The sequence below is a fragment of the Agrobacterium tumefaciens genome (assembly GCF_009649785.1).
GTDB classification, from domain to species: domain Bacteria; phylum Pseudomonadota; class Alphaproteobacteria; order Rhizobiales; family Rhizobiaceae; genus Agrobacterium; species Agrobacterium tumefaciens.
In genome coordinates this window covers 41742-56240 of sequence record NZ_WJOK01000014.1, presented here as the reverse complement: position 1 = coordinate 56240, position 14499 = coordinate 41742, and the positions used below count along the sequence as shown (strand labels likewise).

Sequence of the window (14499 nt, the reverse complement as noted above, 5' to 3'; positions counted from 1 at the left end):
TTTTCTTGATCGGAAACGCGTCCCGTGACGGTCCGCCTTCGCCCCCATCACCTTCTCTGCATGCTGACCTATATGGGGAAGGGATATACCTCCGGCTTTGTCGAAAACTACGACCGTGTCGCCGCTCGGCTGAACGCTGGCGAAGAGGATATCGAGCTGGTCGATGGGCCGGACGATATCTGCGTTGGCCTGTTGTGTGAAACCCATGCCCACTGTTTCAACGAGGGTGTGGTGCAGAGGGACGAGGCGGCCAGGCTTTCGGTTTCAACGCTTTTGAACGAGACAATCACCGCCGGAAAGCGGCTGCGGGCAACGCCGGAGCTGCTGGAGAAAATGCGTCTGGCCTTTGCTGCCGGAGACATCCGGCAGGCCTGTCGCGGCTGCCAGTGGATTAGGCTGTGCGATCGCATCGCGGCATCAGGATTTACCGGCGTGAAGATTGGCGAGCCGCCGCCGCACCCGGCCGGGCAGCGGCTTACTGCTACTCCGGCACATTCGTCTCGGTTCTCTCGGCGGCCTTGACCGTCGCCTTGATCTCCTTCGGCTCGCGCCCGGATTTCTTGTCGTAGCTCACCTTCACCGAATAATCGCCGGGATGCAGGGTCTCCTGATGCCGGTTGCCATAACGGCCGGAAATTTCCTTTTGCGTACCCTGAAGGTCCTTGGTCGTTTCGACGATGTCGATCCGCTCCGCACCCGGTGCCGTGATTGCCAGAACACCAGCATCGAGGTTGAGGTTGATCTCAGTGCGTTTTCCTGCAGTTACGGTGAAGGGCTGTTCCACCGTGACCTTGCCCAGACGCGCGCGCATCACGAAATCGCCGGCAGGCATTTCCATGGTTTTGCCGGTGCCGTAAACACCGTTGATGGTCTGGCGCGTGCCATCAAGCGTCTCCTTGGCTGAAAGCGCTTCGAAACGGATATCGTCCGTTTCCACAGCCTTGCCACCGTCCGTATAGGCCGCCTTGGCAACGACCACGCCGCTCGGGATGACAAGGTCGTGGCTGATCGTCTCGCCCGCCTTGATGGCAAGCGTTTCCTGCGCACGCGCAGGGCCGATGCTGCCGGTGAGGAGGAGTTCGCCCGCCGGCACGAAGGTCGTGTTCTGCCCGTAAACGCTGTCCTTGAAATCTTCTTTGGTGATTTCGGTTTTCGCCTGGCTTTCCACATCGCCGCCGGGGCTGCGTTTTGGCACTACCGTCAGTTCCGCCGCGTCGAAATTCGCCTTTGGCCTCGTTAGGCTTCCCTCCTTCACCTCGAAGGGTATTTCGCGACGGATGTTGCCCAGCGCTGCCACGCCGACATATTTGCCCGCCGGCAGCTTCGCTTCGAAGGTGGCGTCGTAGGAACCGCCGGCATTGACGTCGCTGCGCACTCCGGCCCGGTCAGCCTTGTAAAAATCCCAACGCACCCTGTCGCTGTTGCCGAGCGAGGGGCCGCCATCGAACAGCACAGCGTCGGTGACGACGTTGTATAGCGGTGCCGGCTCCTGCGCCCCCAAGCTTGACGGTAGCGCCGCCAGGAGAAGAGCCGCGGAAAAGGCATGCACTGAAAAAGAAGCCACTCGCGTTACGGACGTCATTGCGGATTACCCCCTGAGTTGCCGGTATTGCCAGCACCGACATGCGGAACAGGACAACCCGTTGTGCACAACGTTTTTGCGCCACTTCGGGTTCCCCGCCCGCGCCAGCAAATTGCGCGTGTCGGCCGCAACAGCCATTTATTTCGCATTTTCCGTGACTTGTTCAGGCTTTGATAACCATCTTCGGTAACCATAAGCATCAGTAGAGAGTAAGCGTATGGAGCGAGTACCAATGGCAGCAGTTTTTCCGCTGGCCGATTTTCGGCGTGCCGGTTTTGATCGTGCGGGCGAGAGTGACGCCTGGAAAGACAGCATAATCAAAGGTGATTGTGTCGCTGCCTTGGATGCCCTCCCGAGCCAGTCGGTGGATGCGATTTTCGCCGATCCGCCCTACAACCTCCAGCTTGGCGGTACGCTTCACCGGCCAGATCAGTCGCTGGTTGATGCGGTCGATGACGAGTGGGACCAGTTCTCCTCCTTCGAGGCCTATGATGCCTTCACCCGCGCCTGGCTGCTGGCCTGCCGCCGCGTGCTGAAGCCGAATGGTACCATCTGGGTCATCGGCTCCTACCACAACATCTTCCGCGTCGGCTCCATGCTCCAGAACCTCGATTTCTGGATCCTGAACGATATCGTCTGGCGCAAGACCAATCCCATGCCCAACTTCAAGGGCCGCCGTTTCCAGAACGCCCATGAGACCATGATCTGGGCGAGCCGCGATCCGAAAGCCAAGGGCTATACCTTCAATTACGAAGCGCTGAAGGCCTCCAACGATGACGTGCAAATGCGCTCCGACTGGCTGTTCCCGATTTGCAGCGGCCATGAGCGGCTGAAAGGTGACGACGGCAAGAAGGTGCATCCGACCCAGAAGCCGGAAGCATTGCTGGCACGCATCATCATGGCCTCCACCAAGCCTGGCGACATCGTGCTCGACCCGTTCTTCGGCTCCGGCACCACGGGTGCCGTTGCAAAACGTCTCGGCCGCCACTTCGTTGGTATCGAACGCGAACAGGATTACATCGACGCGGCCTCTGCCCGCATCGCCGCCGTCGAGCCGCTCGGCAAGGCGGAGCTGACCGTCATGACCGGCAAGAGGGCCGAACCGCGTGTCGCCTTCAACACCCTGGTGGAAAGCGGCCTCGTCCGTCCCGGCCAGGTGCTGACCGATGCAAAGCGCCGTTATAGCGCCATTATTCGTGCCGATGGTACGATTGCATCCGGCGGGACTGCCGGCTCCATTCACCGTCTTGGTGCAAAGGTGCAGGGTCTCGACGCATGCAACGGATGGACGTTCTGGCACTTCGAGGATGGCGACCAGCTGAAGCCTATCGATGATCTGAGAACAATCATCCGCAGTGAACTGGCAAAGGCCTGACAGTCTAAAGCCCAAAAGGCTGAAGGCAACGATCCACCGCCCGCCATTGTCAGCATACGTCTCCGTCCGGTTTAGTACCTTCAGTCCCGGATGGAGAACGACCAACGCCCGGCACTTCGGTGTCGGGCGTTGGTATTTTTGAATATCTAAATTTAGCCAGACAAGTTTCGCGCAAGAGAACGGTCATAGTGTCCTACGCAAAGCAATGGTTGTGAAAATCCGGTTCGGAAAGTTCACGAAAACATTGCTGTCCCATGCCGCTTGCGGCAGGACTGGCGCAGGCAGGAGACCGCCATTTCCGCCTGCGCCAATTTTCTTTTTGGATCTGATGGTCTGTCAGACATCCACGCCGTAGGATTGCAGATCCTGCTTCAGCTTTTCCGCCCCGGTAAAATGCACCGCCTGCCAGCCGGCGGCCTTGGCGCCTTCGACATTAACAAGCGTATCGTCAATGAAGATGCTTGCGGCAGGGTCGAGGCCAAATTCCTTCGCGTGCAGCTCGTAGATCGCCACATCCGGTTTCAGCAGCTTCACATCGCCAGAAACCGTCACGCCGCGCGGCAGGGTGAGGAAGGGGAACATCTTCTGCGCTTCGCGGAAGGTATCGGAGGCGAAGTTGGTCAGCATCGTCACGTCGTGACCGTTATCGATCAGGCTGGTCATGATCGCGACGCTGTCGTCATAGGAATGCGAGACCATCTCATGCCAGAACTTGCGGAAGGCGCGGATATGCTCTTCCCGCTCGGGAAACTGCTCCATCAGCAGCGCCTCGGCGTCTTCCCAGCCGCGTCCGCGATCCTGTTCGAGGTTCCAGTCATGGGTGCAGACATTCTCGAAGAACCATTTGCGCTCGTCGGCATCGGGAATGAGGCGGCTATAGGGAATATGCGGATCGTAGTGGATCAGTACCTTGCCGATGTCGAATACGATATGCTCAATCTTGGTCATCGAAACTTCCTGCTTTCATCGAATGCGGATGGAATAGCCTGTGCGATGACTTTTTTCATCACCGTCGGCAAGGCTTGCGCGTCAAGATTTGTAACCGGCTCCCACCATCCGTCATCCGCGCCAGTTTCAAGCCCATCCGGTACCTGTGCCCGATAGACGGTGAGCCGCAGCTCGAAATGGGTGAAGACATGCACGATGACGCCCGCCGCTTGCCAAGACGCGGCAAAAGGCGCGTGGCTCGTGTCGGTGCCGCCATCCACGCGTGCGGTCCATGCCGTTGTCGGCACCTCCGTCATGCCACCGAGAAGGCCGCTTTCTATGCGCCGCCGCAGCAGAATTTCGCCGCTTGCATTCACCGCCACGAAGGCGGCTCCCAGCCGCACCGGTTTTGCCTTTTTCGCGGCCTTGACCGGAAACCGCTCCGGCTCGTCATGGGCAAGCGCCAGACAGCCGCCATTGAACGGACAGAGCGCGCAGGCAGGGCGCTTCGGCGTGCAGATCGTCGCACCGAGATCCATCATCGCCTGCGCAAAATCGCCCGGCCGGTCGGGAGGCGTAAGCTCCGCCACCTTCGCCTTCATGGCGGGTTTCGAGCCGGGCAGGGGTGCATCTATGGCGAAAAGGCGGGAGATGACGCGCTCCACATTACCGTCCATCACCGCCGCCTGCCGGTTGAACGCAATGGCCGCCACGGCAGCAGATGTATAGTCGCCGATGCCGGGCAGCTTCTTCAGGCCCTCTTCGGTATCGGGAAAGACTCCGCCATGCTCTTTCGCCACAGCTTCCGCACATTTTTTCAGGTTGCGGGCGCGGGCGTAATAACCAAGTCCCGCCCATGCAGCCATCACATCCTCAACCGGTGCCGCCGCCAGATCGCTGACATGAGGCCACGTCGCGAGGAACTTCAGGAAATAGGGTTTCACCGCCTGCACCGTCGTCTGCTGCAACATCACTTCGGAGAGCCAGACATGATAGGGATCGGCACGTTTTCCTTGTGCCGCCATGGCTGGCGAGGTGCGCCAAGGCAACTCGCGATGGTGGCGGTCGTACCATGCGAGCAGCATCTGCGCGTGCGATGACGGGGCGGTTTTTTGAAGCATGGTTTGCCGTTTCTCTTCGATTCGGCCTATAGTTGGGCCATTCATACCGACCTATCAAGAAGCTCCGGACTGTCCGGTCCTGAAACCCGAGTGAAAAATGCGATATCCACGCAAAGGCGTCATCCAGATTGCCGAAATAGCCAATGGCATCATGGATCCCCTCCTGTCGAAACGGGCGGGCATCAACACGGCGCTGCTCGGCTCGTGGGACGAGATAGCCGGCGATGACTTTGCCGATTGCACGCGGCCGGAAAAGATCACCTGGCCGCGTCGCGACGAAGGGCCGGATCGCGGCGGTTACCAGCCGGGCGTGCTGACGATTGCCTGCGAAGGCGCGCGGGCTCTGTTCCTCACCCATGCACAGGGCGAGCTCATCGCCCGCATCAACGGCTTTTTTGGCTTTCCGGCGGTACGCCAGATCAGGATCGTGCAGAAGCCGGTATCGCAGCCCGTTCCCCGCCGGCGAAAGCCGCCGCCGCTGCGCGGTGATGCGGCAAAACGTCTCGACGACATGATGGACGGCATAGAGAGCGAAGCGCTGCGCAAGGCAGTGGAAAGGCTCGGCACGGCGGTGATGCAGAAGAAGAAGCCGCGGGGCGGGACGATTTGATGTCGCGCACGGTCCTTGACTGGTCACAATTCTTTGACAAGAAGAGTTCAAAACCCCGCTTGTGATGAACAGGCCGTCGCTATATCGGAATCAACAGACAATAGAGTCTATTACCAACAGGTGCTTTCATGCATTTTTCCGAACTGACCATTTCCCGTCGCAGCCTTCTCGGCGGCGTTGCACTTGCTGCCCTTGCCACGGCCCTGCCGTTTGCCTTCACGCCGGGCGTTGCCCAGGCGCAGGAATTGCCTGAATCCACCGGTGACGTGGATATGGCTGCGGTGTTGAAGCCCGGTCCGCTGCCGGAAGCGGCGCTCGGCGATGCGAACGCTCCCGTCAAGATCGTCGAATATATGTCGATGACCTGCCCGCATTGCGCCAATTTCCACAACAAGACCTTTGACGAGATCAAGAAGAAATACATCGATACCGGCAAGGCCTATTTCGTCATCCGCGAATTCCCGTTCGATCCGCGTGCCGCTGCTGCCTTCATGCTGGCGCGCTGCGCACCGGAAGGACAGTATTTCCCGTTCGTTTCCATGCTGTTCAAGCAGCAGCAGAGCTGGGCAACAGCCCAGGATGCCCGTGCGGCCCTGCTGCAATTGTCGAAAATGGCCGGTTTCTCACAGGAGTCTTTCGAGGCCTGCTTGACGAACCAGAAGCTTCTGGATGATGTGAACGCAACGATGCAACGCGGTGCGACGGAATTCGGCGTCAACTCCACGCCGACTTTCATCATCAACGGCAAGAAATACGCGGGAGACATGTCGGTTGAAACCATGTCGGCTGTCATCGACAAGCTGCTCTGATCGCCGAACCCTTAAAGCAACGGGCGGCGGATATTTCCGTTCGCCCGTTTTTTATTGCCGTTATTTCAGGCGGAGCGGAGCGGCATGAAGTTCAACAAGCTCCGCGTCGTCGGTTTCAAATCCTTCGTTGAACCCTCGGAATTCATCATCGAGCCGGGTCTGACCGGTGTCGTCGGTCCCAATGGTTGCGGCAAGTCCAATCTGGTCGAAGCGCTTCGCTGGGTGATGGGCGAAAACTCCTACAAGAACATGCGCGCATCCGGCATGGATGACGTCATCTTCTCTGGTTCCGGCAATCGCCCGGCCCGCAACACCGCGGAGGTCGGCCTTTATCTCGACAATTCCGATCGCACCGCGCCCGCCGCCTTCAACGATGCCGATGAAATTCAGGTGACGCGCCGCATCGAGCGCGAAAACGGCTCGGTTTATCGCATCAACGGCAAGGAAGCGCGCGCCAAGGATGTGCAGCTTCTGTTTGCCGATGCCTCCACCGGCGCGCGTTCGCCCTCGATGGTGGGGCAGGGGCGTATCGGCGAACTCATCAATGCCAAGCCGCAGGCCCGCCGCCAGCTTCTGGAAGAGGCGGCCGGCATTTCCGGCCTGCATTCCCGTCGCCATGAAGCGGAGCTTCGCCTGCGCGCTGCCGAAACCAATCTGGAGCGGCTGGAGGATGTGACCGCCCAGCTTGAAAGCCAGATCGAAAGCCTGAAACGCCAGGCGCGGCAGGCCAACCGTTTCAAGATGCTGTCGGCGGATATCCGCGCCCGCGAGGCGACCTTGCTGCATATCCGCTGGGTAGAAGCCAAGGAAGCCGAAGGCGAAGCGGAAAGCGCGCTTAATCAGGCCACGAACATCGTTGCCGAAAAGGCGCAGGCGCAGATGGAGGCGGCCAAACAGCAGGGCATTGCCAGCCTGAAGCTGCCGGAACTGCGCGAGGATGAAGCGCGTGTCGCTGCCGCCCTGCAACGTCTACAGATTGCCCGCACCCAGCTGGATGACGAGGCTAACCGCCTGCTGCGCCGCCGTGATGAGCTGGCGCGCCGTTTGTCGCAGCTTGGCGAAGACATCGTTCGCGAAGAACGGCTTGTCTCTGATAACGCCCAGATCCTTGCGCGGCTCGATGAGGAAGAGGCAGACCTTCTCGAAATTCTCGCCGATTCCGGTCGTCATGCCGAAGAGATGCGCGAAGCCTTTGAGGCAGCTGCCGCTAAACTGACTGAAAGCGAAACCGTTTTCACTGCCATCACCGCCGAGCGCGCCGAGGCCGCCGCCGGGCGCCAGCAGCTGGAACGGGCGATCCGCGAGCTTTCCGATCGTAAACTCCGGCTGGAACGCCAGTCGCAGGAGGCATCCTCCGAGATCGATGCCGTCGATGAAAAACTCTCCGGCCTTCCCGATCCTTCGGAGCGCCGCGAGGCGGTCGAGGCAGCCGAGATCGCGGTGGAAGACGCTCTGATCGTGGCGGAGGAAGCCGAAGCCGCCGTTGCCGAGGCGCGTTCCGCCGAAGCGCTGGCGCGCGGCCCGCTGGAAACGGCGAGAAACCGGCTGAACGCTCTGGATACGGAAGCGCGCACCATCACCAAAATCCTGGCGGCCAGTGCTGCCGCCAATGGCAGCTTCACGCCGGTGGCGGAAGAAATGACGGTGGAACGTGGTTTTGAGGCAGCGATTGGTGCAGCCCTTGGCGACGACCTCGAAAGTGCCCTTGATCCCGCTGCTCCCGCCTATTGGGCCGGCAATGGCGATTGTGCGGGCGATCCTGCTTTGCCGCAGGGCGTCAAGCCGCTTTTGAACTATGCGCAGGCGCCGGACGCATTAAGGCGCGGTCTCGCCCAGATCGGCGTTGCAGCCGACACTGCGGAAGCCTTGCGCCTGATGCCGTCGCTGAAGGCCGGTCAGCGGCTGGTGACGCGCGAGGGCGCGCTGTTTCGCTGGGATGGCCACATCGCCAGCGCTGATGCGCCGGGAGCCGCCGCCCTTCGTCTGGCACAAAAGAACCGGCTTGCCGAAATCGAGACGGAACTGGAAGAGGCCCGTTTCAGTCTGGAGGAGGCCGAAGAACAGCTCTCCATCAGGACCGACGACATCAAAAGCGCCGAGTTGCGGCTTTCGGAAGTGCGCGACAGAAGCCGGCTGGTGATGCGTCATCTTGCCGAGGCACGCGAGGCGCTGACATCAGCCGAACGCGCCTCGGGCGATCTTCTGCGCCGCCGGGATATCGTTTCGGAAGCGCTGAACCAGATCGGCGCGCAGATCGACGAGATCGTCGTTCAGGAAGAAAACGCCCGCATCGAAATGGAAGATGCACCGGATCTTTCCGCCCTTGATCTGCGCCTGCGTGAAAGCCAGCTGGAAGTCGCCACAGACCGTGGCCTGCTGGCAGAAGCGCGGGCCCGCCACGAGGGGGTGAGCCGCGAGGCGGAAAGCCGCCAGCGCCGGCTTCAGGCAATCGCGCAGGAGCGCTCCACGTGGGCATCGCGGGCCGCCAGTGCCGCCGATCACATCGCCACCCTGCGCGAGCGTGAGGAAGAGGCGCGCGAGGAAATCGCCGAACTGGACATTGCGCCGGAAGAGTTTGACGAGAAACGCCGCAACCTCCTGACCGAGCTTCAGAAAACCGAAGACGCCCGCCGCTTGGCCGCGGACCGGCTGGCGGAGGCGGAAAACCTGCAACGCGCCGCCGACCGCGTTGCAACCACCGCCCTTTCCGAACTGGCAGAAGCCCGTGAAAAGCGCGGCCGCGCCGAAGAGCGGCTTGTTTCCGCCCGCGAGAAGCGGCAGGAAACCGAACATCGCATCCGCGAAACGCTAAATACCGAGCCGCATATGGCGCTGCGCCTGACCGGCCTTGGTCCCGACCAGCCGAAACCAGATATTCGCGATGTCGAGCGCGATCTCGACCGGCTGAAGATCGAGCGTGAGAGGCTGGGCGCCGTCAACCTGCGTGCCGAGGAAGAGCAGGCGGAGCTTTCCGCCAAGCTCGCGGCCCTCATCAAGGAACGCGACGATATCATCGACGCGGTGCGCAAGCTGCGCGCCGGTATCCAGAACCTCAACCGCGAAGGCCGTGAACGGTTGATTGCGGCCTTCGATGTGGTCAATTCGCAGTTCCAGCGGCTTTTCACCCATCTGTTTGGTGGCGGCACGGCGGAATTGCAGCTGATCGAATCCGACGATCCGCTGGAAGCCGGCCTGGAAATTCTCGCCCGTCCTCCTGGCAAGAAGCCGCAGACCATGACGCTGCTTTCCGGCGGTGAACAGGCGCTGACGGCCATGGCGCTGATCTTTGCGGTCTTCCTCACCAATCCCGCACCGATCTGCGTGCTGGACGAGGTGGACGCGCCGCTCGACGACCATAATGTCGAGCGTTACTGCAATCTGATGGACGAAATGGTTGCCTCCACCGAAACGCGTTTCGTCATCATCACCCACAATCCCATCACCATGGCGCGCATGAACCGCCTCTTCGGCGTCACCATGGCCGAACAGGGCGTGTCGCAACTGGTTTCCGTGGATTTGCAGACTGCCGAGCAACTGCGCGAAGCCGTCTGAGTTTCCCGTTCCGGGTCTACCCCTTAAGCCTTGTCCATCGCGAATTTATCTGGCCGCATCACCCATTCGGGTGGGCGACAATGCGCGGCATTTTGCTATGTCTTTTTGAAAGGAATTTGGGCTCTTTCCAGACCCCCCATCCGGTTTCCTGTACCGGATGGAAAGCCTTGCGAGGTCGCTGCCGTGGCCTCGCAAGGCTTTTTTTTGGTGTTGTGCCTCGCGTCCCTCGTTCCTGTACCAGTCACAGGAAACCAGCCGACTTGCCGCCCTCTTATACCGGCACCAACCGCAGCCGCGTGCCCCACGGATCAATCGCTTCCACAACCTTGTTTTCCATCTCCACCAGCACATAACCGGCCGCACGCAGCCGCGTTTTCTGCGCTTCAAGGTCCGTGGGATTTTTGATGGCAAGAGAGAACCAGTCGAGGCCGGTTTCGGTGGCGTTGCGCTCTTTCGCGCCCCGGCTGTTCCATGTGTTGACGGCCAGATGGTGGTGATATCCGCCCGATGACAGGAAGGAGGCATCCGAACGGGCATCCTGCGTCGGTTTGAGACCAACGGCTTCCTCGTAAAAGGCGCGTGCGGTGGCAATCTCGCCGACCCGCAGGTGAATATGCCCGATGCGCATGCCGGAAGGTGCGGCCTCGTAATCGCTCTTTTTGGTGTCGGTCAGCGTTACGAGATCATCGACGTCGAGCGGTTCGGTCCCCATTTTAACCACGCTGCCGCTCCAGACCCATGTGTCCTTCGGCCGGTCGCTGTAAACCTCGATGCCGTTGCCTTCGGGATCGTTGAGATAGACCGCTTCACTGACATTATGGTCGGCAAAGCCCGTGAGCGGCACCTGCCTCAAGGCCGCATGTACCAGCCACCGCGCCAGATCCTTGCGGGTGGGCATCAGGTAGGCAATGTGGAACAGGCCGGCTGAGGTGGGGCTTTCATAATCCGCCGTTGGCTTGTGAACGAGATCAAGCAGGGGAACGGTGCCGGCGCCGAGCGTCACACCCCGTGCGTTGCGCGCAACCTCATTCAACCCGAGCACGGAACGGTAATAATCGATCATCGGATCGAGATCGCGCACGCGAAGCGCCGCCTGACTGACATGCATCGGCGTGGTCAGCGCAAAGGGAAGGGCGGTGCCTGCAGTTGCTGCGGGTGGGTCGCCTTCTGCTCTAAGAGCACCGGCAAGGGCGGTGGCGGCGCAAGAAATTCCGGCAAATTTCAACGTGTGGCGGCGAGTAAATTGCATGAATAATCTCTTTTTGGGCGATGTGGATGGCTTAGGGAACACTCCGTTTCTGCGCACTACACGAATGCGTCAGTAACGCTGTTATTTTGCTTTTGCGGCAATTCTGGCGCGCAATTCGCCGCAATTATGCTGCACTGCGATGTAAACTGGACGTTGTGGCGTTTCCAACATGCTGCCAATGCTGTAGATGATAGAAAAATGACAACGCTTCTGGGTGGAGAGCGTGGAATGAAAAAGTGGGTTTATACCTTCGGCAACGGTGCTGCCGAAGGCCGGGCAGGTGACGTTGCTATATTGGGCGGCAAGGGTGCAAACCTTGCCGAAATGGCAAGTCTCGGCCTTCCCGTTCCCCCCGGCCTCACCATCATAACCGATGCTTGCGCCCTTTATCACAAGAACGGCCGCGATCTCCCCGAAGAGCTGAAGCTGCAGGTCATGGCCGGCCTTCACGGCATGGAAGCCGTGACCGGCAAGACATTCGGCGGCAGCCAGACGCCGCTGCTGTTGTCGGTCCGATCAGGCGCGCGTGCCTCCATGCCGGGCATGATGGACACGGTGCTCAATCTCGGCCTCAACGACCGCACGGTGCAGGCGCTGGGCCACGATGCGGGCGACGCCCGTTTCGCCTGGGACAGCTATCGCCGCTTCATCCAGATGTATGCCGATGTCGTCATGGGTCTCGACCATGAGCTGTTCGAAGAAATTCTCGAAGACGAGAAAGGCCGGCTCGGCCATGAATACGATACCGATATGTCGGCGGTCGAGTGGCAGCATGTCGTTGCGCTTTACAAGCAACTGATCGAGGACGAGCTGGGAGAGGCTTTCCCGCAGGATTGCCATGTTCAGCTCTGGGGCGCGATCGGTGCAGTCTTTGCCAGCTGGACGAACCATCGCGCCGTAACCTACCGGCACCTGCACAATATTCCCGGCGACTGGGGCACGGCGGTCAACGTCCAGGCCATGGTCTTTGGCAATCTCGGCTCGTCATCGGCAACCGGCGTTGCCTTCACCCGCAATCCCTCCACCGGAGAGGCGGAGCTTTACGGCGAGTTCCTCGTCAATGCCCAGGGTGAAGATGTGGTGGCGGGCATCCGCACGCCGCAATCCATCACCGAGGGCGCGAGGCTGGCGTCGGGTTCCGACAAACCATCCATGGAAAAGCTGATGCCAGAGGCTTTCGCCGAGTTCATGGTGATCTGCAAGCGGCTGGAGACCCACTATCGCGACATGCAGGATCTGGAATTTACCATCGAGCGCGGCAAGCTCTGGATGCTCCAGACCCGTTCCGGCAAGCGCACCACACGCGCCGCCATGAAGATCGCCGTCGATATGGTCGAGGATGGGCTGATTTCGCAGGAAGAAGCCGTCTGCCGCATCGAGCCGTCATCGCTCGACCAATTGCTGCACCCCACCATCGATCCCGGTATTTCCCGGCCCATCATCGGCTCCGGCCTGCCTGCCTCCCCGGGGGCGGCAACCGGCGAGATCGTCTTTACCTCGGAAGAAGCGGTCGCTGCGGAAGCCGAAGGCCGAAGCGTCATTCTGGTCCGCATCGAAACCAGTCCGGAAGATATTCACGGCATGCATGCCGCCGAAGGCATTCTGACGACGCGCGGCGGTATGACCAGCCACGCCGCCGTGGTAGCGCGCGGCATGGGCATTCCCTGTGTTACCGGTGCGGGTTCGATGCGCGTCGATATGCGCAACAAGGTGCTGATCGGCGTTGGCTGCATGCTGAAACGCGGCGATGTCATCACCATCGACGGCTCTTCCGGCCGGGTGATGAAAGGTGAAGTGCCGATGACGCAGCCTGAACTGTCAGGCGACTTCGGCAAGCTGATGCAATGGGCCGATAATCTGCGCCGTATGACAGTGCGCACCAACGCCGATACACCGGCCGATGCCCGCGCCGCCCGTGCTTTCGGTGCAGAAGGTATAGGTCTTTGCCGCACCGAGCATATGTTCTTCGAAGGCGATCGCATTCATGTGATGCGCGAGATGATTCTCGCCGAAAGCGAAAAGGGCAGGCGGGCAGCGCTTGACCGGCTTTTGCCGATGCAGCGTTCGGATTTCACCGAGCTTTTCCAGATCATGCACGGCCTGCCGGTGACGATCCGCCTGCTTGATCCGCCGCTGCACGAATTCCTGCCGAAGAGCGATGGCGAGATCGTAGAGGTCGCCGCCGCCATGGGCATGCCGCAGACCGTATTCCGCCAGCGGCTGGATGCGCTGCACGAATTCAACCCGATGCTCGGCCATCGCGGCTGCCGGCTTGCCATTTCCTATCCCGAAATTGCCGAAATGCAGGCGCGCGCTATTTTTGAGGCTGCGGTTGCGGCGGCGCGCATCACCGGTGCACCTGTCGTGCCTGAGATCATGGTGCCGCTGGTCGGCCTCCGGTCCGAACTCGATTACGTCAAGGCTGTCATCGACACGGTGGCCGCCGAGGTGGCGGAAGAGACCGGCATGACGCTCGAATATCTGACCGGCACCATGATCGAATTGCCGCGTGCGGCGCTGCGCGCACATGTGATTGCGGAAGCTGCGGAGTTCTTCTCCTTCGGCACCAACGATCTGACGCAGACGACCTTCGGGATTTCCCGCGATGACGCGGCACGTTTTATCAATACCTATCAGCGCAAGGGCATTATTGAACGCGATCCGTTCATCTCGCTCGATTTCGATGGTGTGGGAGAGTTGATCCGCATTGCCGCCGAGCGCGGCCGCCAGACGCGTCCGGAGCTGAAACTCGGCATCTGCGGCGAACATGGCGGCGATCCGGCCTCGATCCATTTCTGCGAGGATGCGGATCTCGACTACGTGTCCTGCTCGCCCTTCCGCGTGCCCATCGCGCGTCTTGCCGCCGCGCAGGCGACACTTGCCGCAAGGGCAAGGCAGGGTGAAACCGCCAGCAATGTCGCCTTCATTCCGGTCAGGGGTTTGGTTGGACGATGATCCGCCGCTCCACCACCACCGGACGATAGAACATGTCGCGGTTCATCTGCGCCTGCCAGGCGCGGTTGTCGGCGCGACGATCCATTTCCAGATCGAGAAGGCAACCCGCCATGGGGTCGGTGCCGGGGCGGAAACCATAACCCCGGCATGTCGCCTCATTCCGCGCCCGGCGCTCTTCCGGCGTCAGCGTCTGGCAGGCGGTGAGCGCCAGTAGAGCGGCGAGCGAACCTAAGACGATGGAAACGCGCATTTTGTTTCTCCCTAGAACATGACAGCCGGGCGGCACTTTTATTGCCGCGATTGATACGCCTGATTCATG

The 14499-nt window shown here is 60.7% G+C and carries 11 protein-coding genes; 6 read left to right on the top strand and 5 right to left on the bottom strand.

Annotated features, from left to right (window positions below):
• Nucleotides 1-60 precede the first annotated feature (60 nt).
• A complete protein-coding gene (locus tag GH784_RS16025; RefSeq protein ID WP_065702809.1) occupies nucleotides 61-522 on the top strand; it encodes a DUF1284 domain-containing protein in 462 nt (153 codons plus the stop codon).
• On the opposite strand, the gene GH784_RS16020 is transcribed toward GH784_RS16025, so the two are convergent.
• The gene (locus GH784_RS16020) at nucleotides 482-1582 is read right to left on the bottom strand and encodes a hypothetical protein (RefSeq protein WP_065702730.1); all 1101 of its coding nucleotides are present in this window, start codon (nucleotides 1580-1582) and stop codon (nucleotides 482-484) included. The genes GH784_RS16025 and GH784_RS16020 overlap by 41 nt on opposite strands.
• 232 nt (nucleotides 1583-1814) lie before the next feature.
• Here GH784_RS16020 and GH784_RS16015 point away from each other — a divergent pair, with 232 nt between their 5' ends.
• A complete protein-coding gene (locus tag GH784_RS16015; protein ID WP_003511827.1) occupies nucleotides 1815-2957 on the top strand; it encodes a site-specific DNA-methyltransferase in 1143 nt (380 codons plus the stop codon).
• Nucleotides 2958-3293: 336 nt separating this feature from the next.
• Here the strand turns inward: GH784_RS16015 and GH784_RS16010 are convergent, their stop codons facing one another.
• On the bottom strand, nucleotides 3294-3905 hold the full coding sequence (locus GH784_RS16010) for an HAD family hydrolase (protein ID WP_065702728.1): 612 nt from the start codon (nucleotides 3903-3905) through the stop codon (nucleotides 3294-3296).
• The gene (gene mutY, locus GH784_RS16005) at nucleotides 3902-5005 is read right to left on the bottom strand and encodes an A/G-specific adenine glycosylase (protein WP_065702726.1); all 1104 of its coding nucleotides are present in this window, start codon (nucleotides 5003-5005) and stop codon (nucleotides 3902-3904) included. Before mutY ends, GH784_RS16010 begins: the two co-directional genes overlap by 4 nt.
• Nucleotides 5006-5102: 97 nt before the next feature.
• Here mutY and GH784_RS16000 point away from each other — a divergent pair, with 97 nt between their 5' ends.
• From GH784_RS16000 to GH784_RS15990, 3 genes are all read left to right on the top strand, one after another.
• Nucleotides 5103-5615 (top strand): DUF721 domain-containing protein, encoded by a 513-nt coding sequence (locus GH784_RS16000; RefSeq protein WP_003511832.1) that lies wholly within the window; start codon nucleotides 5103-5105, stop codon nucleotides 5613-5615.
• Between the two features lie 128 nt (nucleotides 5616-5743).
• Complete coding sequence (locus GH784_RS15995) at nucleotides 5744-6424, top strand: DsbA family protein (RefSeq protein ID WP_003511833.1); 681 nt, start codon at nucleotides 5744-5746, stop codon at nucleotides 6422-6424.
• Between the two features lie 84 nt (nucleotides 6425-6508).
• Nucleotides 6509-9976 (top strand): chromosome segregation SMC family protein, encoded by a 3468-nt coding sequence (locus GH784_RS15990; protein WP_065702725.1) that lies wholly within the window; start codon nucleotides 6509-6511, stop codon nucleotides 9974-9976.
• Nucleotides 9977-10247: 271 nt separating this feature from the next.
• Here GH784_RS15990 and GH784_RS15985 read toward each other — a convergent pair whose 3' ends face one another.
• The gene (locus tag GH784_RS15985) at nucleotides 10248-11225 is read right to left on the bottom strand and encodes a VOC family protein (protein WP_065702723.1); all 978 of its coding nucleotides are present in this window, start codon (nucleotides 11223-11225) and stop codon (nucleotides 10248-10250) included.
• Between the two features lie 228 nt (nucleotides 11226-11453).
• Here GH784_RS15985 and ppdK point away from each other — a divergent pair, with 228 nt between their 5' ends.
• A complete protein-coding gene (gene ppdK, locus GH784_RS15980; protein ID WP_065661287.1) occupies nucleotides 11454-14180 on the top strand; it encodes a pyruvate, phosphate dikinase in 2727 nt (908 codons plus the stop codon).
• On the opposite strand, the gene GH784_RS15975 is transcribed toward ppdK, so the two are convergent.
• Nucleotides 14158-14430 carry a hypothetical protein gene (locus tag GH784_RS15975; RefSeq protein WP_065702721.1) on the bottom strand — a complete coding sequence of 91 codons (273 nt, stop codon included), beginning with the start codon at nucleotides 14428-14430 and terminating at the stop codon, nucleotides 14158-14160. The two genes, ppdK and GH784_RS15975, sit on opposite strands and share 23 nt — an antisense overlap.
• Between the last annotated feature and the right edge of the window lie 69 nt (nucleotides 14431-14499).

What these genes read in the sequence shown, in the direction of transcription:
- ppdK (WP_065661287.1), top strand. Translation starts at nt 11,454, where the DNA reads ATGAAAAAGTGGGTTTATACCTTCGGCAACGGTGCTGCCGAAGGCCGG.
- GH784_RS16025 (WP_065702809.1), top strand. Translation starts at nt 61, where the DNA reads ATGCTGACCTATATGGGGAAGGGATATACCTCCGGCTTTGTCGAAAAC.
- GH784_RS16015 (WP_003511827.1), top strand. Translation starts at nt 1,815, where the DNA reads ATGGCAGCAGTTTTTCCGCTGGCCGATTTTCGGCGTGCCGGTTTTGAT.
- GH784_RS15990 (WP_065702725.1), top strand. Translation starts at nt 6,509, where the DNA reads ATGAAGTTCAACAAGCTCCGCGTCGTCGGTTTCAAATCCTTCGTTGAA.
- GH784_RS16010 (WP_065702728.1), bottom strand. Translation starts at nt 3,905, where the DNA reads ATGACCAAGATTGAGCATATCGTATTCGACATCGGCAAGGTACTGATC.
- GH784_RS16020 (WP_065702730.1), bottom strand. Translation starts at nt 1,582, where the DNA reads ATGACGTCCGTAACGCGAGTGGCTTCTTTTTCAGTGCATGCCTTTTCC.
- GH784_RS15985 (WP_065702723.1), bottom strand. Translation starts at nt 11,225, where the DNA reads ATGCAATTTACTCGCCGCCACACGTTGAAATTTGCCGGAATTTCTTGC.
- GH784_RS15975 (WP_065702721.1), bottom strand. Translation starts at nt 14,430, where the DNA reads ATGCGCGTTTCCATCGTCTTAGGTTCGCTCGCCGCTCTACTGGCGCTC.
- GH784_RS15995 (WP_003511833.1), top strand. Translation starts at nt 5,744, where the DNA reads ATGCATTTTTCCGAACTGACCATTTCCCGTCGCAGCCTTCTCGGCGGC.
- mutY (WP_065702726.1), bottom strand. Translation starts at nt 5,005, where the DNA reads ATGCTTCAAAAAACCGCCCCGTCATCGCACGCGCAGATGCTGCTCGCA.
- GH784_RS16000 (WP_003511832.1), top strand. Translation starts at nt 5,103, where the DNA reads ATGCGATATCCACGCAAAGGCGTCATCCAGATTGCCGAAATAGCCAAT.